This is a genomic window from Pseudomonas oryzihabitans (assembly GCF_006384975.1).
GTDB classification, from domain to species: Bacteria; Pseudomonadota; Gammaproteobacteria; order Pseudomonadales; family Pseudomonadaceae; genus Chryseomonas; species Chryseomonas psychrotolerans_B.
Genome location: NZ_CP021645.1, coordinates 2,794,180 through 2,815,889 on the forward strand (window position 1 = coordinate 2,794,180; position 21,710 = coordinate 2,815,889).

Sequence of the window (21,710 nt, forward strand, 5' to 3'; positions counted from 1 at the left end):
CAACGTTGCAGGGCCTCACGCTTGTTTAGTTGGAGCCATGGCTGCTTATTGAGTGCTTGGAGAGTTTTTGTTTCGCCCACCCGGGCGAGTCACTTTTGCCAATCGCGGCTGCGCGCCCCGGACAAAAGTAACCAAAAACGCTTGCCCCACGTTTCGGCCCTTCGCTGCGCTCCGGGTCCCCTCGCTCCGGTGCCGCTCCAGGGGCACGGCACGAAGGGGCCTCCTGCCCCTCGCGCCTTGCTCGGCGTCCTGCCTCGCATCCCCCTCCGCAACACCTGCACTCGGCCTCTCTGACGGGGACGGGACGCCAGCCTGAAACTTTGGGAGCGTTTGCAGAGAGGCCATCGCGATTCGTAGCGTGGAAAACCGCGCAGCGTTTTCCACAGGTGGGCACCGAAACCATCAGTGGACAAGGCTGCGCCGTTGTCCACGCTACGGGGTACGGGTTATTCAACCAAAACTTTCAGGCTGGCGAATCGCCCCGTTCAGGAGGGCGAACGCCAGCGTCGTGGAGTGGGTCGAGCCGCATGGATGCGGCGAGAGGTCAAGTGGGCCAGGGACGGCCCATCTGGACCGACCCCGGAACGGCACTGGCGTGAGCGGACCCGCAGCGCAGCGGAGGGCCGGATGTCCGGGGCAAGCGTTTTTGCTTACTTTTTTCCGGGACGCGCAGTCGCGACTGAAAAAAGTGAGTCGCCCGGGTGGGCGAAACAAGAGGTATCAGCAAGGCAGGATAAACAACTAAGACACCAAGAAGTCTTGGCAATGGTGCCATAAGTTGGGCTTCGCTAACGCTCAACCCAACCTACAGGAGTCTCCTGCTCAAGAGTCGGAATGCCACGGTCGACCGCCACACCCTCCCCCTACCCCCGCTGCAACACCCCCCGCATGGACCCAAAGTGCCCCGGGAACGAGCAGAAGAAGGTGTACTCCTTGCCCGCCTCCAAGGCGCTGGTGTCGAAGGTCACCGAATCCTTCTCGCCACCACCCAACATCTTGGTATGGGCAATGATGCGTTCGTCGCCTTCGGGCAGGTAGCCCTTGGCCTCACCCGCGTTCATGCCGGCGGCGTCCACCGCGGCGGCGTCGGTGGAGCGGGTCAGTACCCAGTTATGGCCCATCACGTTCTTGGGCAGGCTGCCGCTGTGGATCAACTCGACGGTAAAGGTCTTGCACGACGCCGGGACCTGGATGGAGGCGCGGCTATAGGTCATCTGATCGCCGGCTTCGATTTGCGTCGTACAGCTGTCGGCGGCCCAGGCGCCGGTACTTCCCAGTGCGAACAGCGCCGCAGCGAACAACTTAGATTTCATGAACCCTCCGGATGCGTGAAAGTCGCCAGTCAGACCGATGCGAGGGTGGCGGGTTCCGGCAGACCTGGCAAGCGCGTGGCACGCTTCGCTCTATCGGCTCCATCGAAACCTTTGCCGGGCGTTCACGCCAGGTGCCTGCGACCATGGCTGCACCTCTCGCCAGCCAAGGATGCCCGCCATGACCCTCACCGCCCTGCTGCACGAGCTGTTCGCCAGCTACGCCCAGGCCGCCAGCGGCAATGCGCCGGAAGAAGCTTTCCTCGCGCGATGACGGTGCTTTGATCCGGCGGATCGGGCGGCTAGGCTAGGCGTTTTGCCTGCCGAGGAGTCCCCATGTCGCTGAAAGCCGTCTGTGTCTTCTGTGGTGCCAAGTCCGGTGCCTCTCCCGTCTTTCAGGAAGCCGCCGCGCAACTTGGTCGCACCCTGGCAGAGCGCGGCCTCACCCTGGTCTATGGCGGGGGCAAGGTCGGCCTGATGGGCGTGGTCGCCGATGCCGCCCTGGCCGCCGGTGGCGAGGTGATCGGCATCATTCCGCAAAGTCTCAAGACCGCCGAACTAGGCCACACCGGCTGCACCCGCCTGGAAGTGGTCGATGGCATGCACGCGCGCAAGGCGCGGATGGCGGAACTGGCCGATGCCTTCATCGCCCTCCCCGGCGGACTGGGTACCCTGGAAGAACTCTTCGAGGTCTGGACCTGGGGCCAGCTCGGCTACCACGCCAAGCCCATGGGCCTGCTGGAGGTCGATGGCTTCTATGCCCAGCTCGAAGGCTTCCTCGATCATCTGGTGGCCCAGGGCTTCGTCGCCGCGCCGCACCGCGCCATGCTGCAGGTAGAAGACTCGCCCAATGCCTTGCTAGACGCCCTCGTTGCCTGGCAGCCCACCGTGCCGCCGCGCTGGGCAGAACCGGCGCCGCGCTAGCGCCGCTGCACCGCCCGTCCCGGATCTCGAACCCTCGCCGCTTGTGGCCTGTCGGTACTGACAGGCACCTAGTTAAGAGGATTCTTTCATGACCGACTTCCCCAAAGCCCCCATGCCCGAACAGCAGCAGGAGGTTCCCGGCCTGCAGTCGCGCATGAATCCGCTGCCGGATTGCGGAGAGCAAAGCTACAAGGGCTCCGGCCGCCTGACCGGCAAGAAGGCGCTGATCACCGGTGGCGACAGTGGTATCGGCCGCGCCGTGGCCATCGCCTTCGCCCGTGAAGGCGCCGATGTCGCCATCAGCTACCTGGACGAGCACGAAGACGCCGAGGACACCGCCCGCCTGGTGCGCGAGGCCGGGCGTGAAGCCCTGCTACTGCCGGGCTGCCTGTCCCAGCGCGAGCAGTGCCTGGCGGTGGTGGACAAGACCGTGGCCGCCTTCGGCCGCCTCGATGTGCTGGTCAATAACGCCGCTTTCCAGATGACTCACGAGACCCTCGACGAGATTCCCGACGACGAGTGGGTCTACACCTTCGATGTGAACATCACCGCCATGTTTCGCATCACCCAGGCGGCGGTGAAGCACATGGGCAAGGGCGGCTCCATCATCAACACCACCTCGGTGAACTCGGACATGCCGCGGCCGACCCTGCTGGCCTATGCCACCACCAAGGGCGCCATCGCCAACTTCACCGCGGGTCTGGCCCAGTTGCTCGGCGAGAAGGGCATCCGTGCCAACAGCGTAGCCCCCGGCCCCATCTGGACCCCGCTGATCCCGTCCACCATGCCGCCCGAGCAGGTCAAGGAATTCGGTGGCAATACCCCGCTCGGCCGCCCCGGCCAGCCGGTGGAACTGGCGCCGGTCTACGTGATGCTGGCCTCGGATGAATCCAGCTACACCTCGGGCGCACGCATCGCCGTCACCGGCGGCAAGCCGATTCTATGATGCCCTGGCCCCGGCGCCTGCCGGGGCCTTTCCTGTCGCTGGAGTCCCCCCGATGCTCGGCTATCCCCTGCGTCTATCCACCCCCTTGCGCACCCATGTGTTCGGCGGCCACGAGATCGCCGAGCGCCTCGGCAAGCGCGGCCTGCCGCCCGGTCGTATCGCCGAGACCTGGGAGATCAGCGATGTGCCGGGCAGCAGCGCCACGGTGCTCGAAGGGCCCCTCGCCGGGCGCAGTCTGCACGAGGTGGTAGAAGCTCATCCCGATCAACTGGTCGCCCCCGGCTGGCAGGGGCCCTGGTTTCCCCTGCTGACCAAATTCATCGACGGTAGCGGTCGCCTGCCGGTGCACCTGCACGCCGACGACGCCACCGCGCGGCGCCTGGAATGCCAACCCAACGGCAAGACCGAAGCCTGGCACATCCTCTGGGCCGAACCGGGCGCCACTGCCCTGGTGGGCCTCAAGCCTAGCCAGACCCGCGACGGCGTGCGCAACGCCCTGCTGCGACAGGACTACGACGCCGTGATGCGCCGCCTGCCGGTACGCGCCGGCGAGACCTTCTTCGTCCCCGGCGGCACCCTGCACAGCTTCGGCCCCGGCACCCTGATCTACGAGATCGAACAGACCTCGGACATCCAGCAGCACGCCATGCCCTGGCGCATGACCGATGGCGAGCCCCTGTCTCATGGTGAATGGCGCGCCGGCATCGAAGCCCTGCTGGACGAGCTGGACCTGGACGCTGATCCGCGAGTCACACCCGGTCTGCGTCTGCCCCTGGGTGACGGTCACGACCGCCTGCTGTGCACCGCTTGCCAGCACTTCGCCCTGGAACGTTGGCGCCTGGCCGGCGCCGGTGCGCCACCGCTGGACTATGGTTTCAGCAGCGCGCGCCTGCTGAGCAACGTCGGCCGGCCGGTGCGCCTGGAGGCGCCCGGCTGGAGCGGCATGCTCGGCGCCGCCGAATCCCTGCTGCTACCGGCCGACCTGGGCGAGATCCGCCTTACCGGCCCGGCCGACCTGTTGATCGGCTACGTGCCCGATCTGCAACAGGACATCCAGGCGCCCCTGGCAGCTGCCGGTTACGGCCCAGCGGTGCTGGCCGACCTGGGCATCGAATTCTCTTCCTGACCTCCAAGGAGTCCCCATGAGCGACCATCCCAAGCCCCCACTGAAACCCCAACCCCAGACCTTCCCCGGTTCGGAAGCGCACATGGACCCACGCCCCGACAGCGGCGCCGAGACCTATCGCGGTTCGGGTCGCATCAAGGGCAAGGCGGCGCTGATCACCGGTGCCGACAGCGGCATCGGTCGCGCCGTGGCCATCGCCTTCGCCCGTGAGGGTGCCGATGTCGCCATCGCCTATCTCGACGAGCATGAGGATGCCCGCGAGACCGCCCGCCTGGTCACCGAGGCCGGACGCCAGGCAGTCCTGCTGCCCGGCGATCTAGTCGACCGCCAGACCTGCCTTGACGTGGTGCAGAAGACCGTCGAAGCCTTTGGCCGTATCGACGTGCTTGTCAATAACGCTGCCTTCCAGCAGGTGCGTGACAGCCTCGACGAGATCCCCGACGAGGAATGGGTGCATACCTTCAACGTGAACATCCATGCGATGTTCCGCATCACCCAGGCGGCGGTGAAGCACATGCCACGCGGCGGCTCCATCATCAATACCGCGTCGATCAACGCCGACATCGCCCCGCCGACCCTGCTGGCCTATTCGGCTACCAAGGGCGCCATCGCCAACTTCACCGCGGGTCTCGCGCAACTGCTCGGCGACAAGGGCATCCGCGCCAACAGCGTGGCCCCTGGGCCGATCTGGACGCCACTGATCGTCAGTACCATGAAGCCCGATGAGCCCGAGCAATTCGGTGGCAGCACCCCACTGGGTCGCCCAGGCCAACCGGTGGAATTGGCCCCGGCCTATGTGCTGCTGGCCTCGGACGAAGCGAGCTACATCTCCGGCGCCATGCTGCCGGTGACGGGCGGGATGCCGGTGCTTTAAGGGTTTGGCTGGGGTACCAGGGTTTGCCCTCACCCCAGCCCTCTCCCCGAGGGAGAGGGGGTTGATTGGGTGCAGGGCCGCCACTAGGGCGCTAGGTTCCTGATAGCCACAGGGCACTCTGGCGCTCGATGTAAAGCACGCCGCCGCAGCCTGGCCGGGCGCCTCATCTCCCTTTGGGAGAGGGCCGCTCAGTAGCCTAGAGGCTCTTTCCTTCGAGCTTGAAAATGGCTCTAAGGAAAGCCCCATACGGCGTTGCTTGTGCGAGATGACGACGTCTTGTTGGGCTTCGCTGCGCTCAACCCAACCTACCCAGCAAGCCACAACTCAGGGCTTCAAATACCCCACCACCGCATCGCCGATCATCGCCTTGTGCCGGCGTACCGAGTCTTCGTCATCCAGATCCACCCGATGGATGAGACCGAAGGTGTGGCGGTTGGAAACGCGGAAGAAGCAGAAGGCACTGATCAGCAGATGGACGTCCACGGCATCAAGGCCGGCACGGACTTCGCCACTGGCCTCGCCGCGTTCGAGGATGCGGCGGATGGATTCCAGCGCCGACAGATTCAGGCTGCTGATGGTCGCCGAACTGGCCAGATGATGGCCGCGGTGGATGTTCTCGATGCTTACCAGCCGGATGAAATCGTCGTGGCTGCGATGGTGCTCGAAGGTGAATTCGGTCAGGCGGCGGATGGCTTCCAGCGGTGCCAGGCTGTCCAGTGGCAATTGCGCCTCGGTGGCGCGGACATCGCTGTAGAGCTTTTCCAGCACGGCGAGATACAGCCCCTCCTTGCTGCCGAAGTAGTAGTAGATCATCCGCTTGGAGGTGTGGGTACGCTCGGCGATGGCGTCCACGCGCGCGCCACTCAGGCCCTGGTCGGCGAATTCCGCCACGGCCGCGGCAAGGATGGTCTGGCGGGTTTTCTCGGGATTGTTCTTGCGCGGCGTACGGAGCGTGGGCGCAAGCGCCGGGGTGTCCTGCATAGGCTATGACTCTTGTTATGGGAGCGGCGCCCAACCGACGCCGTTCCGGATACGCGGGTACCCGCAGGGTGCCCGCCTCGCTCAAAACTCCGCGGGGGCGGGCCGACCCTGGCGCGCCTGCAGCATGGCCGCCAGGCGTACCGGGCTATTGGCCGCGCCATAACCACTGTAGTCCTTGCGCTGCAGGATCTCGAAGAAGAACCGATTGGCGAAGGACTCGGTGTAGACGTGGAACAGCTCGCCGCCCTGGGCGTCGCGGTCGTAGAGCACGTTGTAATAGGCCAGGCGACTGAGGAAGTCGTCATCGAAATCGAAGCGCGCCCCCAGGTCGTCGTAGTAGTTCATCGGGATCTCCAGCAAGGGTACCCCGGCGGCCTTGGCCTGCTCCACCGCCTGGAAGATGTCCTGGCAGGCGAAGGCGATGTGATGCACCCCGGAGCCACGATAGCTGGACAGCGCCCGGGCGATGGCGGTGTTGCGGCTCTCGGAGATGTTCAATGCCAGGCGCACGTTGCCCTGGCGATTCTTCAGGGCGCGGCTCTTGACCAGGCCATAGGGGTCCGGGACCACCACCTCGTCGTCGGCACTGAAGTCGAACAGGCTCTTGTAGAACAGCACCCAGCTGTCCAGGGCATCGGCCGGCAGGGCGATGGCCACGTGATCGACATGGGTCAGCCCCAGGCCGCCGCTGGCGCCGGCGCTGACGTCGAAGTCGGTGTCATAGAGACTGCGACCGTCGGCGCCGCGATCGGCCAGATAGATCAGGCTGCCATCGGGCGCCCGTACCGCCGGGATTTCCCGCTCGTTGGGCCCCACCAGGCCGCGATAGGGCTGCGCCCGGTACTGCTGGGCGCGCTCCAGGGCGGCGTGGCTATCCGGCACCCGCAACGCCATGGCGCACAGCGAGGGGCCATGGGCTTCGAAGAAGTTATGGCCGAAGGAATAGGGTTCGGCGTTGAGTACCAGGTTGATCTCGCCCTGGCGCAACAGCTTGACGTTCTTGGAGCGGTGGCGCCCGGCCTGGGCGAAACCCAGCTTGCCCAGCCAACGCGCCAACTCGGCGCCATGGGCGTCGTCCACGGCGAACTCGAGGAACTCGGTGCCCTCCAGGCGCGGCGCCTGGGGCGGGGCGAACAGCGGCGCGGCCACCGGGGTTTCCTCGCGTTGCAGGCGGGCGGCGGTCTGCTCTTCCAGGTACAGCAGCGACCTCAGGCCGTCGGCGGCGGTGGCACGGGTCTGGGCGGCGCGGAAGCCGTCGTTGAAGATCTCCAGCGACAGCGGGCCCTGGTAGCCGGTCTGCAGGATGGGCGCGAGGAAACCGCCCAGGTCGAATTCGCCCTGGCCCGGGAAGCAGCGGAAATGGCGGCTCCACTCCAGCACGTCCATCTGCAACAGCGGCGCATCGGCCATCTGCACGAAGAAGATCTTGTCGCCGGGGATCTGGGCGATGCCGGCCGGATCGCCGCCCAGGGAGAGGGTGTGGAAGCTATCCAGCAGCACGCCGAGATTGGGATGGTCGACTTCCTTCACCAGCCGCCAGACCTGCTGCCAGGTGTTGACGTGACGGCCCCAGGCCAGGGCTTCGTAGCCGATGCGCAGGTCGCGCAGGGCGGCGCGTTCGGCCAGCAATTGCAGATCGTCGGCGATCAGGCGCTCGTCGCCGAGGCTATCGGCGGCGGTGTTGCTGCACACCAGGATGAGGTCGGTACCCAGTTCCTGCATGAGGTCGAACTTGCGCTCGGCGCGGTCGAGGTTGCGCTGCAGGCGCTCACGGCGCCCGCCTTCGAAGTCGCGGAACGGCTGGAACAGGGTGATGGCCAGGCCCAGGTCCTGGGTGCGCTGGCGAATCTCGCGCGGGCTGGCGCCGGAATACAGCAGATCGTTCTCGAAGATCTCCACGCCGTCGAAGCCCGCCGCGGCGATGGCTTCGAGCTTTTCGGTCAGGGTGCCACTGATGGATACGGTAGCGATGGAACGCAGCATGCCGAAGCTCCTGTAGTGAACGGTCGTCTCCGTCGGATGACCGCCACGGAGAAGATCTGGTTCGTCGGGTCTGCGGACGATTATTCTCGGCGCCATCCAGCCCAACAATGGATTATGTACGAACCGGTTAGTTTCTGTTCGCTGATCGAACAGTTGGTCGTTCAGCGAATTGACCAGCCGCAGCGACGACTCGCACTATGAATTCCAGAGCCTCCTGCGCTCGTCGCTTCTACCGCGTCGACCATAACAAGACAAACAAGAGTGTGCGTCCATGCCCCAGCTATCCACGCTATCCTTCGCTCCCCGTCTCGCCTGTCGTCCATCCGTGACCAGTCGGCGACGGGCAGGCTAGTCCCTACGCCCCGTTCTACCTAGTTCGGACCTGCGCCGATCGAGCGTGCTCGTGCGCGTCGCCGAACTCCATCCTGGCCTGACAATAATTCCGGAGACAACCATGGCCAATACCGCCTCCCCTACGACCGGCTCCCAAGCCAAGAAAGCCACCGCGAGTGGCTGGATCGGCTCGGCACTCGAATATTACGACTTCTTCATCTACGCCCAGGCGGCGGCGCTGATCTTCCCGCAGATCTTCTTCCCTTCCACCGATCCCAAGATCGCCATCGTCGCCTCCCTCGCCACCTACGGCGTGGGCTATCTGGCGCGTCCGGTGGGGGCCTTCGTGCTGGGCCACTGGGGCGACACCCGCGGCCGCAAGAACGTCCTGCTGCTGTGCATGTTCCTCATGGGCATAGCCACCATGGCCGTGGGCCTGCTGCCCACCTACCACCAGATCGGCATCCTCGCCCCCATCCTGCTGGTGGTGCTGCGTCTGATCCAAGGCTTTGCCGTGGCCGGTGAGATTTCCGGTGCCAGCTCCATGGTGCTGGAACACGCGCCCTTCGGCCGGCGGGGCTACTACGCGAGCTTCACCCTGCAGGGTGTGCAAGCCGGTCAGGTGATGGCCGCCGCGGTGTTCCTGCCGCTGGCCTACTTCATGCCCGCCGATGCCTTCAACAGCTGGGGCTGGCGCATTCCCTTCCTGCTCAGCGCCTTCGTCCTGCTGGCTGGTTTCATCATCCGCCGCGAGGTCCACGAGACTCCTGCCTTCGTCAAGGAAGAGGCCAAGGCCGAGACGGCGGCTGCGCCCAAGCGCACCCCCATCGGCGAAGCCCTCAGCACCAGCTGGAAGTCCATGATCCTGGTCGCGCTGATGGCGCTGATGAACGTGATCCCGGTGGTGGCCACCATCTTCGGCGCGGCCTATGCGGTGCAGCCAGCCTATGGCATCGGCTTCGACAAGAGCGTCTACCTGTGGATACCCGTGGTGGGCAACATCGTCGCGGTACTGGTGATCCCCTATGTCGGCAACCTGTCCGACCGTATCGGCCGGCGGCCGACCATGATCGGCGGCGCCCTGGGTTCCGGCCTGCTGGCCTTCGGCTACCTCTATGCCATCAGTATCCACAACCTGCCGCTGGCCTTCGGCATGTCGCTGCTGATGTGGGGCGTGGTCTACCAGGGCTACAACGCGGTCTTCCCGAGCTTCTACCCGGAGCAATTCCAGACCCGCTACCGCGTCTCGGCCATGGCCATCTCCCAGAACATCGGCACCATGCTCACCGCCCTGCTGCCGGCGCTGTTCGCCCTGGTCGCTCCGCCCGGCACCGACAACATCTGGATCGTGGTCGGTGGCCTGGCTTTCGGTGTGACCTGCCTGTCGGCCCTGGCCGCCTACCTGTCGCCGGAAACCTACCGCGTGCCCATGAGCGAACTGGGCAAGCCCGGCGCCCAGCAGATGGACAAGCACGCCTACGACACGGCGCGTCAGGACAGCCTGAAAGCTAGCGTCTGACCCTGCCTGGAGCCCTTGCCTGGCGAGGGCTCCAACAGGCTATCCCGATCCGCTTGCCGCAAGAAGTACGTTGTCATATAACTACGCAGCCGATCGCTTCGGTCTTTGCTTTCCAATAATTCAAATAAGAAAGGAATCCACCATGTTGCCCTCCCCCTCCTAGCACCACCCACCACGCCGCCTTACCCCGCCCTTCTCAGATGCCGACTGAACGCCGGCAGGGCACCCCTTACCAACAAGAACAAGGAACACCCATGAGCACTCGCCTCGCTTCCGGCCGGTTCGCCCGCGCCTGCGCCACTTTCGCCGCCCTGACCAGCAGCGGTTCGCTGTGGGCCGCGGACAGCGGTTTCATCGACGGCACCAAGGCCAACCTCAACCTGCGCAACTTCTACTTCAATCGCAATTTCGTCGATCCGGCCTACACTGCACAGAACAAGGCCGAGGAATGGACCCAGAGCTTCATCTTCGGCCTGACCTCCGGCTACACCCAGGGCCCGGTCGGCTTCGGCATCGATGCGCTCGGCCTGTATTCGGTCAAGCTCGATGGTGGCGCTGGCACCTACGGCACCCAGTTGCTGCCGACCCACGCCGGCAACGAACCGGCCAAGGACTTCGGCCGTCTGGCCCTGGCAGCCAAGGCCAAGGTGTCCAAGACCGATATCAAGGTCGGTGAATGGTTCGCCGTCCTGCCGATCCTGAGATCCGACGATGGCCGCTCGCTGCCGCAGACCTTCCAGGGCGCCCAGATCCATTCCGCCGAGATCCAGAACCTGGAACTCTGGGGCGGCCAGATGCGCCAGAACAGCCCGCGCAACGACGCCAGCATGCAGGACATGTTCATGCAGGGCCGCGCCAACGCCACCTCCGACCGCTTCAACTTCGTCGGCGGCGAATACAAGTTCAACGAGAAACGCACCCAGATCGGCCTCTGGTACGCCCAACTCGAAGACATCTACCACCAGAAGTTCATCAACCTGATCCACTACCAGCCGGTCGGCAGCTGGACCCTGGGCGCCAACCTCGGCTATTTCATCGGCGAGGACGATGGCTCCGCGCGCGCCGGCGCCCTGGACAACCGCACCGCCTATGCGCTGCTCTCCGCCAAGCAGGGCGGCGGCACCTTCTATGTCGGTCTGCAACGCGTCAGTGGCGACAGCCCCTGGATGAGAGTCAACGGCACCAGCGGCGGTGCCCTGGGCAACGACAGCTACAACTCCAGCTACGACAATGCCCGGGAGCGCTCCTGGCAGGTCCGCTACGACTACAACTTCGCCGCCTTCGGCATGCCGGGCCTGACGCTGATGAACCGCTACCTGAGCGGCGACAACGTCCATACCGGCACCATCACCGACGGCAAGGAATGGGGCCGCGAGTCCGAGGTGCAATACGAGGTGCAGAGCGGTCCGCTGAAGAAGCTGTTGATCCGCTGGCGCAACTCGACCATGAGACGCGACTACAGCGCCAGCGGCTCTTTCGACGAGAACCGCATCATCCTCAACTACCCCATCTCGGTGTTGTAAGGAAGGGGCTCAGCGGCTGCATGGGTGGCCGCTGAGCTGTTGCGAAATACAGAGCAAGGATTCAGTAATCAATCTGATTTAAGAATCCCACACCGTCCATCCCCTGTTGAAGAATAGTCCACGTTGCTAATCAAATAATTCAGCCAAACAGGACACCAGCCGTTCATATGCAACTCTATTCGATGGTCGACTTTTGAAAAAGTCATGGAAGTCATACCGATAGACTCCTGACTCTCATAGACTCCCATCTCCAACGCGTCCTGATTGAAGAATGGCGAACGATAAGCCGCTCCAGAATCCTTTCTAACAAATCGCATGTAGCCTAAACTAAAAGAAGGAAGCAATGGAGTGAATATCCAAACACTTTCCACTTTGTAATCTCCCCAAGGACTATCTCTTGAGTAGTCCGCAGGAGCATTTATGATTCGCCAAGCCTCCAGGAAAAGCATAAAAGCGAATAGAGCAACAACGAAAAAAAATAACCTGAGCGCCCTCACCGATTGACCTCAAGAACTATCGCCCTAGGCAAATTCTCGTATTTTATATCCGAAAAAATTCTAAAATCTCCACCATTCCCAGAGTTAGCCCTATACTCAGCGAAATCCGAGTTAGTAACTAGAAAAAATCTTTTAGACATAAAATCTGCATAACGTGCCTGTACCTCAGCGACAGAGATAGAACCTTCGCTGAAGCCTATATGTAGACGTCCATTTCGCGCCATCAACTCTGCAACACTGTTCGCCATACCTTCAAACCCCCAAAAACCTAACGGCTGGCTATACCACATATAGGGAACGCGAAAATCATAACTATCTTCTATATAAAAAGCCAAACGCCTCACTTCAAACCGCAAGCGATTTCCGCTCACTAAAACGTCGCCTTCGCCCGCCACCCTCATATTGAAATTCGCTAAGGCACCTCGCAACTCACTTAGCGAAGAAATATCCCAATTAGCAAATACAACTGGCTGAGTGTTGAATCTCCCGAATTTTTCTGCCGCGCTTGCTTTGCCCTTAAAGGCAACCGGGTAAAGGCCGTTAGCCATCCCGAAAAAATTTCTTGCCAAATTAACCTTCATAAAGGCCTGGGCACTTTCGCTAAACCACAACCCTCTCAAAGCATGCCAGGCGTCACGAGACTCGGAAAACTGGAGAACCCAGTCCATCTTGACGATTGTTTCCTCGATATATTCTTCTGTTGGCCAGGCATCATGTCTCTTCACCTCAGCACTCATTCCTCCATCCACCGTATCCGGCCAGGGCTTGCCATTGAACCAATGCCGCATCAAAGCCGCGGCGACGGGCCAGTTCATCTTGTCCATGGCATCGGGGATGTCGGTGATCTTGAAGGGGCGGGTCTGGACCTTGACGCCCTGGCGCTGCGTGGTAGGCGTGAGGGTGGCGGTCGAGGTGATGGGCTGCATGGCAGTGTCTTCAGCCGATGACGATGGCGGTCTGGGGCTCGAAGTCGACGGATAGCGACTCGGCCTGGGCGGCGGTATGGGCGCGGGTGCGGCCTTGGTCGTCGGTGCGGCCTTCGATGACCTGGCCGCCGGCGGTGCGCAGCCGGTAGGCGCGGTCGGCCAGCGGGGCACCGGTGACTTCGTCGTGCAGCACGAAGTGCTCGTCGTAATAGCCAGGCATCGGCGAGGGCGGGATGAAAGCCGCCTGGCTGACCTGATCGCCCACCAGCACATCGCCGGAGCCGCTGATGATGACGCCGCCGTGGGCGGTGGCACTGCCGAGCAGGGCCAGGGGCTGGCCATTGACGAATACCGTGGCGCTGCCTTGGACGATGACGTCGCCGCAGGCGGTGCTGTCGCCAACCCGGGCGGCGGGCAGGCCGTTGATCAGCACATCGGGCGAACCACTGGCGATGGGATTGGGACCGTGGCCGGTAAGCGGGCAGGCATCGGTATCGGAAAGACGGGCAGCGGGTTTGCCGGACATGGTGACACTCCTTCGTCGGGGGCCCAGCTCCATGCCGGGACTGCAATGCGTATACCGCCAAAACAATTCGCTGAAAACCCCTCTAGCACGGTACTTTCGCGATTGGCGACCAACCTCTCATCCTGCTGTTCTGCTAGAGACTTGTTCTGCTCGGCCAGGCCATATACTGTATAAAAATACAGATATCGAGATCTGGTCATGACCCAGCCCCAACGTCCACCACGCGGCCGTGGTACTGCCAGCAATCCGCACAATCGCTTCACCGCGACCCGCAGCGAGGCCGAGCACGATGGCTGGTACGAAGAGGCGACGCCGCTGACCTTCACCACCAGCGTTCGCCAGGAAACCGCAAAGACAGTCATCAGCCGCAACCAGTCCCCGGACGTGGGCTTCGACCGCTCGGTGAATCCCTATCGGGGTTGCGAGCATGGCTGCATCTACTGCTTCGCTCGCCCGTCCCACGCCTATTGGGATCTGTCGCCGGGTATCGATTTCGAGACGCAGCTGATCGCCAAGACCAACCTGGCGGAGCGCCTGGAAGCGGAACTGGGCAAGCCGGGCTATCAGCCACAGCCCATCGCCCTGGGCATCAATACCGATGGCTACCAGCCCATCGAGCGGCAGTATCAACTGACCCGCCAGGCGCTGGAGATCCTGCTGCGCTATCGCCATCCGGTGACCCTCATCACCAAGAGCGCGCTGATCCTGCGCGATCTGGATCTGTTCGTGCAGCTCGCCGAACGCAATCTGGTGCGGGTGGCCTTCAGCCTCACGACGCTGGATGACGACCTCAAGCGCATCCTCGAACCCCGTACCGCGACCCCCTCGGCCCGCCTGAAAGCCATGCGCACCCTGCACGAGCACGGGGTGCCGGTGAGCGCGCTGCTGGCACCGATGATCCCCATGATCAACGACCATGAGCTGGAAGCTCTGCTGGAAGCGGCGCGCGACCATGGCGCCCGCTCGGCTGGCTACGCCCTGCTGCGCCTGCCACTGGAGATCGCCGACTTGTTCGAGGAATGGCTACAGACGCATTTTCCCGAACGCGCCGCCCATGTGATGAGCCTGATTCGCCAGTCCCGCGGCGGCAAGAATTACGACAGCCGCTTCGGAATCCGCATGAAGGGCGAAGGCCAGTTCGCCGAGTTGCTGGCGCAGCGCTTTCGCCTGGCACGTCGGCGCTTCGGCCTGGAACGGCGGGAGGGCGAAGGCTTGGATTGCAGTCAGTTCGCGCCGCCGGGGGAGCAGTTGGGGTTGTTCTAGGGCGGTTGCTTCTGCCAGTCGCCCCCCCAAGAGGTGGATGATTTTTCGCTCTTTGGCCGGCGACCGAAACAGGTCCTATAAGGCTAAGGCGCAACGCTGCCCAGGCGATCCATCGATGCGGACAAAAGGCGCTGCCAAGCCAGGGTAAATCCTTGCGGAAGCCCCCATGGCCTCAAGGCAAAACGCGCCCACCCTGCCACTGGGTCAGGCCAAGGCCGATGCTGATGTGATCGGTGGCTTGCGTCTCCAGGCCCAGGTGGGTCGCCGACTCCACGCCATTCGGCAGGCCCTTGCCCATCATCACCCCGTAGCCCAGAGTGCCATGTACCTTCGGCAGTTTGCCGAAGAGGGAGGGATCGCTGCCCAGGTCGGGAAGGCTGGACGTCTCGGACTGCGGTTGGGCTTGGGCCGTCGGCGCGGGCTTGTCCAGGGTGGCTGCAGACGGTTGGCTGGGCGGCAGGCTCAGGTCCAGCGCCAGGGCCGAAGAGCTGACCAGGCACAGCAGCAGGACGGATGACCAAGACAGGACGGAACGGGGCATGACGACCTCCGGCCAGAGGCACGGCTGACGGGCGTGACGGGGATTGGGTGCATGGCAGGGTGCCATGACGGCTGAACTGGCAGACTACCCCGGTTTGGCAGCTTAGTCATGGGGCCTCTGTAGGCCCCAGCCAGGGGCCGCTGTTGTAGGTTGGGTTGAGCGTAGCGAAGCCCAACAGTCCGCAGTGCCCTCACCCCAACCCTCCCCCTGAGGGAGAGGGGGCGATGGTCCTGCGCCTTGCGATGCCCAGGTCGTAGCGGTTTGGCCTGTCGCCGCATGCAGGCAGCGCACCGCCCGCTTTGCTCTCCGCCCCCAGCTGCTAGGCTAACGACTGCCAACGCCTTTGGAGTCGCCATGTCTATCTCCCTCACCCCAGCCCAGGCCGTTGCCGCCGGTATCGATTTCGCCGAACTCAAGGTCGATGCCAGCGGCCTCTATTGGAGCCAGTACGACCCGGTCGACGGCGCTACCCGCCTCTGGCGGTGGCAGGCCGACCAGGCGCCGCGCTGCCTGACGCCGGAGGGCTTCAGCCTGCGCAGCCGGGTCTACGAGTATGGCGGCGGCGCGCTGTGCCTGGCCGACGATGGTCCCTGGTTCGTCAACGAGGCCGACCAGGGCATCTATCGCCAACCGCTGGCGGGTGGCGCGCCGCAGCGCCTGGCCGGGGCGGCGCACCTGCGCTACGGCGATCTGAGCTGGGACGGGCGGCACCGCCGGGTCCTGGCCGTGGAGGAGGATCGCCAAGAGCAACCGCCACGCCATCGCCTGGTCGCCCTGGATACCGCGGGAACCCGCCTGGTGCTGGCCGAGGGCGCGGACTTCTATGCCGCGCCGCGCGCCAGCGCCGACGGTCGCCGGCTGGCCTGGATCGAATGGGACCGACCGCATCAGCCCTGGACCCGGACCCGCCTGCTGGCCACCGCCCTGGACGAGCGGGGCCTGCCGGGCGCTCCCCTGGTCATCGCTGCCGACCCCGAGGAGTCGCTGCAGCAGCCCTCTTTCGATAGCGCCAATCGCCTCTGGGCACTGAGCGATCGTCACGGCTGGTGGCAACCCTGGCGGGAGACGGCCACCGGCTTCGCGCCCGCCCCGGCTCCTGCGGCGGACCATGCCGCCGCGCCCTGGCAACTGGGCGGCACCAGCTGGCTGCCCACGAGCGACGACGGCTGGCTGGCGACCTGGCAGGAAGATGGCTTCGGTCTGCTCGGTGAGCATCAGGCCAATGGCCAAGTGCGGCGCCTGGCCGCGGACTTCAGCCGCTTTCGCGGTTTGGCCCTGGATGAGCAGCGCTGCTACTGCATCGCCGCCTCCCCGAGCCGCCCCGCGGCGATCCTCGCCATCGACCGCCACAGTGGCGCCGTGCAGGTACTGGCCGGGGGTGCGGCGCCCCTGCCGGAGAGCGCCATCGTCACGCCGCAGCGACTGAGCTATCCCAGTGGCGACGCCCTGGCCCAGGGGTTTCTCTATCTGCCCGAAGACCGCGGGGACGGTCCGCCGCCGCTGCTGGTCATCGTCCATGGCGGCCCTACCTCCTGCACCTATCCGGTGTTCGATGCGCGTATCCAGTTCTGGGTGCGCCAGGGCTTCGCCGTGGTCGATCTCAACTATCGCGGCAGTAGCGGCCATGGCCGCGCCTATCGCCAGGCGCTGCACCTGCGTTGGGGCGAGGTGGACGTGGACGATGCCTGCGCGGTGGTCGAGTACCTGGGTCGCCAAGGCCATATCGATCCGCAGCGTGCCTTTATCCGTGGCGGTAGCGCGGGGGGCTATACGGTGCTCTGCGCCCTGGCTTTCCGCGATGTGTTCCGCGCCGGCGCCAGTCTCTATGGCGTGAGCGATCCCCTGGCGCTGGCCAAGGTCACCCACAAGTTCGAGGCCGACTACCTGGACTGGCTGATCGGCGATCCCGAAGCCGATCGCCAGCGCTACGAGGCGCGTACCCCGCTGCTGCACGCCGCGGGGATCAAGGCGCCGGTGATCTTTTTCCAGGGCCTCAAGGACGCCGTGGTGGTACCCGCGCAGACCGATGCCATGGCCGCTGCCCTAGAGGCGCGCGGCGTGCCGGTGGTGGTGCGACGCTATCCCGAGGAAGGTCATGGCTTTCGTCGTGCGGCCAACCAGGCGGATGCCCTGGAGCAGGAAGCGGGCTTCTACCGCCGCTGGCTATGACGTCCAGGCTGGCGATAGGACGCCGAGCGCTCATAAAGTCTGTCTTCATGGGTACCGGGTCTAGGCCACCCGTATAGAATGGCGCTTTAGTCATAGAGTCTTGGCATGCCCTTCGTTCGTCGCGGTTTCGAAAGCATCGTGTCCACCTGGCTGGCCGGCTTGTTGCTGCTCCTGCCCCTGGTGCTGACCCTGGCCCTGATCGGCTGGATCGTCAGTTTCCTCAACGGGCTGATCGGGCCGAACACCACCCTGGGCAAGCTATTCGTGGCGGTCGGGCATCCCTTCGTCGGCAACTCCCTGGCCGCCTACGGCATCGGCACCCTGGTGCTGCTGGTGCTGCTCTATCCGTTGGGCATCGCAGTGAAGTTGGGTCTGCGCCGCCCCCTGGCCTGGTTCGCCAACCTGACCTTCCGGCGTATTCCGGTGTTCGGCAAGCTCTATGGCCTGGCCGAGCGTTTCGTCGAATTGCTCGACCGCAAGGAAGGCGGGGCGGACATCCGCGCCATGAGTCCGGTGTGGTGCTTCTTCGGTGGCCAGGGCGTGGCGGTGCTGGCATTGCTGCCCAATCCGGCGGTGGTCGACATCGATGGTCGCCACTATCACGCCGTGCTGGTGCCCTCGGCGCCGGTGCCGGTGGGTGGCGGCCTGCTCTATGTGCCGGTTGACTGGGTGAAACCGGCCGACATGGGCATCGACATGTTCACCAGCATCTACGTCTCAATGGGCATCACCCTGCCGCCGGTGGTCAAGGATCGCCAGGTGGAATTCATTCCCCTGGAAGAGGCGGTACGGCGCCAGCAGGGGCAGGAAGGCGGGACGACCGAGGAGTCGCCCCGCCCTTCTTAGTTCTGCACCGCCTGGACCGAACCACCATCCACGCGCAGATTGCTGCCGTTGATGAAAGAGGCGCGTTCGGACACCAGCAGGGCAATGGCCGCGGCCACCTCCTCCACCTTGCCGCGGCGCTTCTGCACGATGCCGGGCCGTTCTTCGTCGAGGAAGCTTTCGATGGCTTCCTCGAAGGAAACGCCCAGTTCCTTGGCGCGCTTTTCCATCATGCCGTCGGTCATGCCGGTCTCGATGAAGGCCGGCGAAACGGTGTTGCACAGCACGCCGTGAGCCGCTTCCTTGTAGGACAGATTCTTGATGAAGGCCGCCAGGGCCGCCTTGGCGACGTTGTAGACGGCCTCTTCCCAATAGGGCTGGACGGCGTTTTCCGAGGTGATGCAGACGAAGCGCCCCCAGCCGCGCTTACGCATGCGCGGAATGGCTGCGCGGGCGACGCGGACGGCGGAGAAGAAATCGGTGGCCCAGGCCTCCTCGTAGTCGGCGTCGGCCAGTTCCAGCGGATCGCCCTTGGCGCCAGTGACGCCGGCGGTATGGACCACGATGTCGATCTGGCCGAAACGCGACTCGCCCTGCTCCACCAGCCTGTTCACGGCGGCCTGGTCGGTCATGTCGGCGGCGATCAGCAGCGGCTCGCCCGGCAGGCCCTTGGCCGCCTCTTCCAACGTCACCTGCTCCAGGTCGGACAGCACCAGCTTGACGCCTTCCTCGGCCAGCAACTTGGCCGTGGCCAGCCCCATGCCACCGCTGGCGCCCGTGATGAGGGCGACGCGCCCCTTGATTCCCAGATCCATAGCGACCTCGTTCGTTGGTTAGCTGCAATGCCGTCATCCGGCGTCTCTAATTCCGACTCGCCAGGGCGCGCCGTTGCGCTTACCGTTCGGCGGAAAGCGCAACGGCAGCCCCAGCCGCCGGTCCAGATAGGCAAGACCCACAGGATGATCCCCATGCACGCGCCCCGCCTGCCCCTGACCCTCTACCACGACGGTGCCTGTCCGCTCTGCGCCCGCGAGATCGCCTGGTTGCGGCGGCATGCCGACCCGAGTCGCCTGCACCTGGTCGACCTGGCCGCGCCGGATTACCAGGCGCCGGCCGATGCCCCGCCGCGCCAGGTCATGCTCGACCTGCTGCATGCCCGCGATGCCGAGGGCCACTGGTTCCGCGGCCTGGATGCCACCTACTGGAGCTGGCGCACCGCCGGCCTCGGCCACTGGGCGCGGCCCCTCGCCTGGCGTCCGCTACGGCCCCTGCTGGAACTGGGTTATCGCCTGTTCCTGAAGCTGCGTCCGGGGCTGACCTGGCTGCCGCATCCGGACGGCGGGCGCCGCTGTCGGGATGACGCCTGCAGCCTGGACGAACGCCGCGAGGAGCGACGCAAGGGTTAGCCCAGACCGGGATGGCATACTGCCGCAGGAGCCCAAGCGAGACGCCTTCGTGCCACCCTGCTGGCATCCGGCCATGGTTCGTTTGCGCGCCGGTCTGGGCTAAACTGCGCGGCTGTTCGCGTTACGGATCCTGACATGTCTGCTCTACCCGCTCGGGCCCTGGGCCTCGACTTCGGTACTTCCAACTCCACCGCCGGCTGGCTGCGGCCTTCGGGGGAGGTCTTGCTGCCGCTGGAAGAAGGCAAGGCCACCCTGCCCTCGGTGATATTCTTCAACGCCGAGGAACGGCGCCCGGCCTATGGTCGCCAGGCGCTGCACGAATACCTGGAAGGCTACGAGGGCCGGCTGCTGAGATCGCTCAAGAGCCTGCTCGGCTCCAGCCTGCTCAAGGGCGAGACCAGCATCCTCGGCAGCGCCCTGCCCTTCACCGAGGTACTCGGCCTGTTCCTCGGCACCCTCAAGCAGCGCGCCGAAGCCCAGGCGAATCGCGCCTTCGACGCCGTGGTGCTGGGTCGTCCGGTGCACTTCGTCGATGACGATCCGGTCGCCGACCAGGAGGCCGAGGACACCCTGGCCGCCGTGGCGCGCCAGGTGGGCTTCAAGGATATTTCCTTCCAGTTCGAACCCCTCGCCGCCGCCTTCGACTACGAGCGCAGCATCGAGCGCGAGGAGCTGGTGCTGATCGTCGACATCGGCGGTGGTACCTCGGACTTCTCCCTGGTGCGCCTGGCCCCGGAGCGCCGCGAGCTGGCCGACCGCGCCGGCGACATCCTCGCCACCGGCGGCGTGCACGTCGGCGGCACCGACTTCGACCGCCAACTGAGCCTGGAAGGGGTGATGCCGCTGCTGGGCTACGGCAGCGCCATGAAGAGTGGCGCCACCATGCCCACCAGCCACTACATCAACCTGGCGACCTGGCACACCATCAACGCCGTCTACGCCAAGAAGAGCGTGCTGGGCCTGCGCGACATGAGATACGACGCCCAGGACACCCGCTGCATGGATCGCCTGTTCAAGCTCATCGAACAGCGCGCCGGCCACTGGCTGGCCATGCAGGTGGAAGACGCCAAGATCGCCCTGACCGACGACTGGCGCCGCACCCTGCGCCTGGATCGCATCGAGACCGGCCTGGCCGCCGATCTGGAACGCCCGCTGTTCGACGCCGCCATCGCCTTGCAACTGGAACGCCTCAGCCGCGGCGTGGACGACCTGCTGGCCCGCGCCGACCTCGACCCGGCGCGGGTCGACAGCCTGTTCTTCACCGGCGGCTCCAGCGGCATCCCGGCCCTGCGCCAGGCCCTGGCCAGACGTTTCCCGGGCGCCCGCCTAGTGGACGGCGATCGCTTCGGCAACATCGGCAACGGCCTGGCCATCGAGGCGTTCAAGCGTTACGGCTGACAGCACCGTCAGGGGCGCGAGCACCATAGAGATAGCCCAATACGGCGCGGGATACGCGCTTCTGCAAGCCATCCTGCTCGGTCTCGCCCCGAGCGCCGGCGGCATCCGCCAGCCCTCTGATGATTGCCAGGACATCGTCCGCTACCTGCGCAATGGAGATGTCTGGCGGCAATTGCAGGTCAGGATGCTGAAGTGCCCTCGCAAGGATCTCGCGTAGCCGAAGCAAGACCTCGTACCGTTCCTTATCGTGGGGTAACCGCGCTTCTTCGATTCCAATAGCCGCGCCAGCGCCGGGCGCTGCAATTGGTGGCGTACCGCGGCGCCTATCAAGCCGGCAAGAATCTCCGCGCCGCTCGCCAGCGCCAAGGCCCGCTCGGAATCGGCGATGAAGCCTGAGGCTTCACGCACGATCAAGGCGCCGAGCAGGGCCTCCTTACTCGGGAAATACTGATAGAGCGAGCCAATGCTGACTCCCGCTCGCTCCGCCACCGCATTGGTGGTGAAGCCACCCATGCCTCGCTCTTCCAGAATGCGAGCTGTGGCCTCGACGATGACCGCCAGCGTATTGGCTGAACGCGCCTGACGCGGGATTTTCCGTGGACGCGGACGTTGACTATCGGGGGGTTGGGTCATGCTGGAA

At 64.7% G+C, this 21,710-nt stretch carries 19 protein-coding genes; 11 read left to right on the forward strand and 8 right to left on the reverse strand.

From position 1 onward, the window contains the following. Positions 1-863: 863 nt before the first annotated feature. Positions 864-1,313, reverse strand: coding sequence for an azurin (gene azu / locus CCZ28_RS12475; protein WP_140218457.1), 450 nt, complete (start codon positions 1,311-1,313; stop codon positions 864-866). A 333-nt stretch (positions 1,314-1,646) separates the two neighbouring features. Here azu and CCZ28_RS12480 point away from each other — a divergent pair, with 333 nt between their 5' ends. The 4 genes from CCZ28_RS12480 to CCZ28_RS12495 all read left to right on the forward strand — a co-directional run bounded on the left by CCZ28_RS12480 (position 1,647) and on the right by CCZ28_RS12495 (position 5,180). Continuing rightward, on the forward strand, positions 1,647-2,234 hold the full coding sequence (locus tag CCZ28_RS12480; protein WP_058779589.1) for a TIGR00730 family Rossman fold protein: 588 nt from the start codon (positions 1,647-1,649) through the stop codon (positions 2,232-2,234). An 88-nt stretch (positions 2,235-2,322) separates the two neighbouring features. Continuing rightward, entirely contained in the window at positions 2,323-3,180 is an 858-nt protein-coding gene (locus CCZ28_RS12485; RefSeq protein ID WP_140218459.1) for an SDR family oxidoreductase, read from the forward strand. A 52-nt stretch (positions 3,181-3,232) separates the two neighbouring features. Further along, on the forward strand, positions 3,233-4,306 hold the full coding sequence (locus CCZ28_RS12490; protein WP_140218461.1) for a class I mannose-6-phosphate isomerase: 1,074 nt from the start codon (positions 3,233-3,235) through the stop codon (positions 4,304-4,306). A 16-nt stretch (positions 4,307-4,322) separates the two neighbouring features. Continuing rightward, complete coding sequence (locus CCZ28_RS12495) at positions 4,323-5,180, forward strand: glucose 1-dehydrogenase (protein ID WP_140218463.1); 858 nt, start codon at positions 4,323-4,325, stop codon at positions 5,178-5,180. 324 nt (positions 5,181-5,504) lie between these two features. On the opposite strand, the gene CCZ28_RS12500 is transcribed toward CCZ28_RS12495, so the two are convergent. Together CCZ28_RS12500 and quiC are read right to left on the reverse strand one after the other, a co-directional pair. Then, positions 5,505-6,161, reverse strand: a complete 657-nt coding sequence (locus CCZ28_RS12500; protein ID WP_058779593.1) for a TetR family transcriptional regulator — start codon at positions 6,159-6,161, stop codon at positions 5,505-5,507. Positions 6,162-6,242: 81 nt separating this feature from the next. Continuing rightward, positions 6,243-8,144: a 3-dehydroshikimate dehydratase QuiC gene (gene quiC, locus CCZ28_RS12505; RefSeq protein WP_140218465.1), complete on the reverse strand. Its 1,902-nt coding sequence runs from the start codon at positions 8,142-8,144 to the stop codon at positions 6,243-6,245. Between the two features lie 454 nt (positions 8,145-8,598). On the opposite strand from quiC, the gene CCZ28_RS12510 reads away from it, so the two are divergent. Together CCZ28_RS12510 and CCZ28_RS12515 are read left to right on the forward strand one after the other, a co-directional pair. Beyond that, complete coding sequence (locus CCZ28_RS12510; RefSeq protein ID WP_140218467.1) at positions 8,599-9,996, forward strand: MFS transporter; 1,398 nt, start codon at positions 8,599-8,601, stop codon at positions 9,994-9,996. A 254-nt stretch (positions 9,997-10,250) separates the two neighbouring features. Continuing rightward, on the forward strand, positions 10,251-11,519 hold the full coding sequence (locus CCZ28_RS12515; protein WP_140218469.1) for an OprD family porin: 1,269 nt from the start codon (positions 10,251-10,253) through the stop codon (positions 11,517-11,519). 493 nt (positions 11,520-12,012) lie between these two features. Here CCZ28_RS12515 and CCZ28_RS12520 read toward each other — a convergent pair whose 3' ends face one another. Then, positions 12,013-12,942 carry a DUF6402 family protein gene (locus CCZ28_RS12520; protein ID WP_140218471.1) on the reverse strand — a complete coding sequence of 310 codons (930 nt, stop codon included), beginning with the start codon at positions 12,940-12,942 and terminating at the stop codon, positions 12,013-12,015. A 10-nt stretch (positions 12,943-12,952) separates the two neighbouring features. Further along, positions 12,953-13,501, reverse strand: coding sequence for a PAAR domain-containing protein (locus tag CCZ28_RS12525; RefSeq protein ID WP_140218473.1), 549 nt, complete (start codon positions 13,499-13,501; stop codon positions 12,953-12,955). A 165-nt stretch (positions 13,502-13,666) separates the two neighbouring features. On the opposite strand from CCZ28_RS12525, the gene CCZ28_RS12530 reads away from it, so the two are divergent. Next, a complete protein-coding gene (locus tag CCZ28_RS12530; RefSeq protein WP_140218475.1) occupies positions 13,667-14,731 on the forward strand; it encodes a PA0069 family radical SAM protein in 1,065 nt (354 codons plus the stop codon). Positions 14,732-14,903: 172 nt separating this feature from the next. On the opposite strand, the gene CCZ28_RS12535 is transcribed toward CCZ28_RS12530, so the two are convergent. Beyond that, positions 14,904-15,272 (reverse strand): hypothetical protein, encoded by a 369-nt coding sequence (locus tag CCZ28_RS12535; protein WP_140218476.1) that lies wholly within the window; start codon positions 15,270-15,272, stop codon positions 14,904-14,906. A 354-nt stretch (positions 15,273-15,626) separates the two neighbouring features. Between CCZ28_RS12535 and CCZ28_RS12540 the strand changes: the two genes are divergently transcribed. Continuing rightward, positions 15,627-17,441, forward strand: a complete 1,815-nt coding sequence (locus tag CCZ28_RS12540) for a S9 family peptidase (RefSeq protein WP_140218478.1) — start codon at positions 15,627-15,629, stop codon at positions 17,439-17,441. A 105-nt stretch (positions 17,442-17,546) separates the two neighbouring features. Further along, entirely contained in the window at positions 17,547-18,287 is a 741-nt protein-coding gene (locus CCZ28_RS12545) for a DUF502 domain-containing protein (protein WP_140218480.1), read from the forward strand. Here the strand turns inward: CCZ28_RS12545 and CCZ28_RS12550 are convergent. Next, the gene (locus CCZ28_RS12550; RefSeq protein ID WP_140218482.1) at positions 18,284-19,081 is read right to left on the reverse strand and encodes an SDR family NAD(P)-dependent oxidoreductase; all 798 of its coding nucleotides are present in this window, start codon (positions 19,079-19,081) and stop codon (positions 18,284-18,286) included. The two genes, CCZ28_RS12545 and CCZ28_RS12550, sit on opposite strands and share 4 nt — an antisense overlap. A 153-nt stretch (positions 19,082-19,234) precedes the next feature. Here CCZ28_RS12550 and CCZ28_RS12555 point away from each other — a divergent pair, with 153 nt between their 5' ends. Next, on the forward strand, positions 19,235-19,672 hold the full coding sequence (locus tag CCZ28_RS12555) for a thiol-disulfide oxidoreductase DCC family protein (RefSeq protein ID WP_140218484.1): 438 nt from the start codon (positions 19,235-19,237) through the stop codon (positions 19,670-19,672). Positions 19,673-19,807: 135 nt separating this feature from the next. Then, positions 19,808-21,070 carry an Hsp70 family protein gene (locus CCZ28_RS12560; protein ID WP_058783069.1) on the forward strand — a complete coding sequence of 421 codons (1,263 nt, stop codon included), beginning with the start codon at positions 19,808-19,810 and terminating at the stop codon, positions 21,068-21,070. A gap of 141 nt (positions 21,071-21,211) precedes the next feature. Here the strand turns inward: CCZ28_RS12560 and CCZ28_RS12565 are convergent, their stop codons facing one another. After that, positions 21,212-21,703 (reverse strand): TetR/AcrR family transcriptional regulator, encoded by a 492-nt coding sequence (locus CCZ28_RS12565; protein ID WP_140218486.1) that lies wholly within the window; start codon positions 21,701-21,703, stop codon positions 21,212-21,214. Between the last annotated feature and the right edge of the window lie 7 nt (positions 21,704-21,710).

Excerpts from the sequence above, each read along its gene's own strand:
- azu (WP_140218457.1), bottom strand. The coding sequence starts at position 1,313 with ATGAAATCTAAGTTGTTCGCTGCGGCGCTGTTCGCACTGGGAAGTACC.
- CCZ28_RS12480 (WP_058779589.1), top strand. The coding sequence starts at position 1,647 with ATGTCGCTGAAAGCCGTCTGTGTCTTCTGTGGTGCCAAGTCCGGTGCC.
- CCZ28_RS12485 (WP_140218459.1), top strand. The coding sequence starts at position 2,323 with ATGACCGACTTCCCCAAAGCCCCCATGCCCGAACAGCAGCAGGAGGTT.
- CCZ28_RS12490 (WP_140218461.1), top strand. The coding sequence starts at position 3,233 with ATGCTCGGCTATCCCCTGCGTCTATCCACCCCCTTGCGCACCCATGTG.
- CCZ28_RS12495 (WP_140218463.1), top strand. The coding sequence starts at position 4,323 with ATGAGCGACCATCCCAAGCCCCCACTGAAACCCCAACCCCAGACCTTC.
- CCZ28_RS12500 (WP_058779593.1), bottom strand. The coding sequence starts at position 6,161 with ATGCAGGACACCCCGGCGCTTGCGCCCACGCTCCGTACGCCGCGCAAG.
- quiC (WP_140218465.1), bottom strand. The coding sequence starts at position 8,144 with ATGCTGCGTTCCATCGCTACCGTATCCATCAGTGGCACCCTGACCGAA.
- CCZ28_RS12510 (WP_140218467.1), top strand. The coding sequence starts at position 8,599 with ATGGCCAATACCGCCTCCCCTACGACCGGCTCCCAAGCCAAGAAAGCC.
- CCZ28_RS12515 (WP_140218469.1), top strand. The coding sequence starts at position 10,251 with ATGAGCACTCGCCTCGCTTCCGGCCGGTTCGCCCGCGCCTGCGCCACT.
- CCZ28_RS12520 (WP_140218471.1), bottom strand. The coding sequence starts at position 12,942 with ATGCAGCCCATCACCTCGACCGCCACCCTCACGCCTACCACGCAGCGC.
- CCZ28_RS12525 (WP_140218473.1), bottom strand. The coding sequence starts at position 13,501 with ATGGAGCTGGGCCCCCGACGAAGGAGTGTCACCATGTCCGGCAAACCC.
- CCZ28_RS12530 (WP_140218475.1), top strand. The coding sequence starts at position 13,667 with ATGACCCAGCCCCAACGTCCACCACGCGGCCGTGGTACTGCCAGCAAT.
- CCZ28_RS12535 (WP_140218476.1), bottom strand. The coding sequence starts at position 15,272 with ATGCCCCGTTCCGTCCTGTCTTGGTCATCCGTCCTGCTGCTGTGCCTG.
- CCZ28_RS12540 (WP_140218478.1), top strand. The coding sequence starts at position 15,627 with ATGTCTATCTCCCTCACCCCAGCCCAGGCCGTTGCCGCCGGTATCGAT.
- CCZ28_RS12545 (WP_140218480.1), top strand. The coding sequence starts at position 17,547 with ATGCCCTTCGTTCGTCGCGGTTTCGAAAGCATCGTGTCCACCTGGCTG.
- CCZ28_RS12550 (WP_140218482.1), bottom strand. The coding sequence starts at position 19,081 with ATGGATCTGGGAATCAAGGGGCGCGTCGCCCTCATCACGGGCGCCAGC.
- CCZ28_RS12555 (WP_140218484.1), top strand. The coding sequence starts at position 19,235 with ATGCACGCGCCCCGCCTGCCCCTGACCCTCTACCACGACGGTGCCTGT.
- CCZ28_RS12560 (WP_058783069.1), top strand. The coding sequence starts at position 19,808 with ATGTCTGCTCTACCCGCTCGGGCCCTGGGCCTCGACTTCGGTACTTCC.
- CCZ28_RS12565 (WP_140218486.1), bottom strand. The coding sequence starts at position 21,703 with ATGACCCAACCCCCCGATAGTCAACGTCCGCGTCCACGGAAAATCCCG.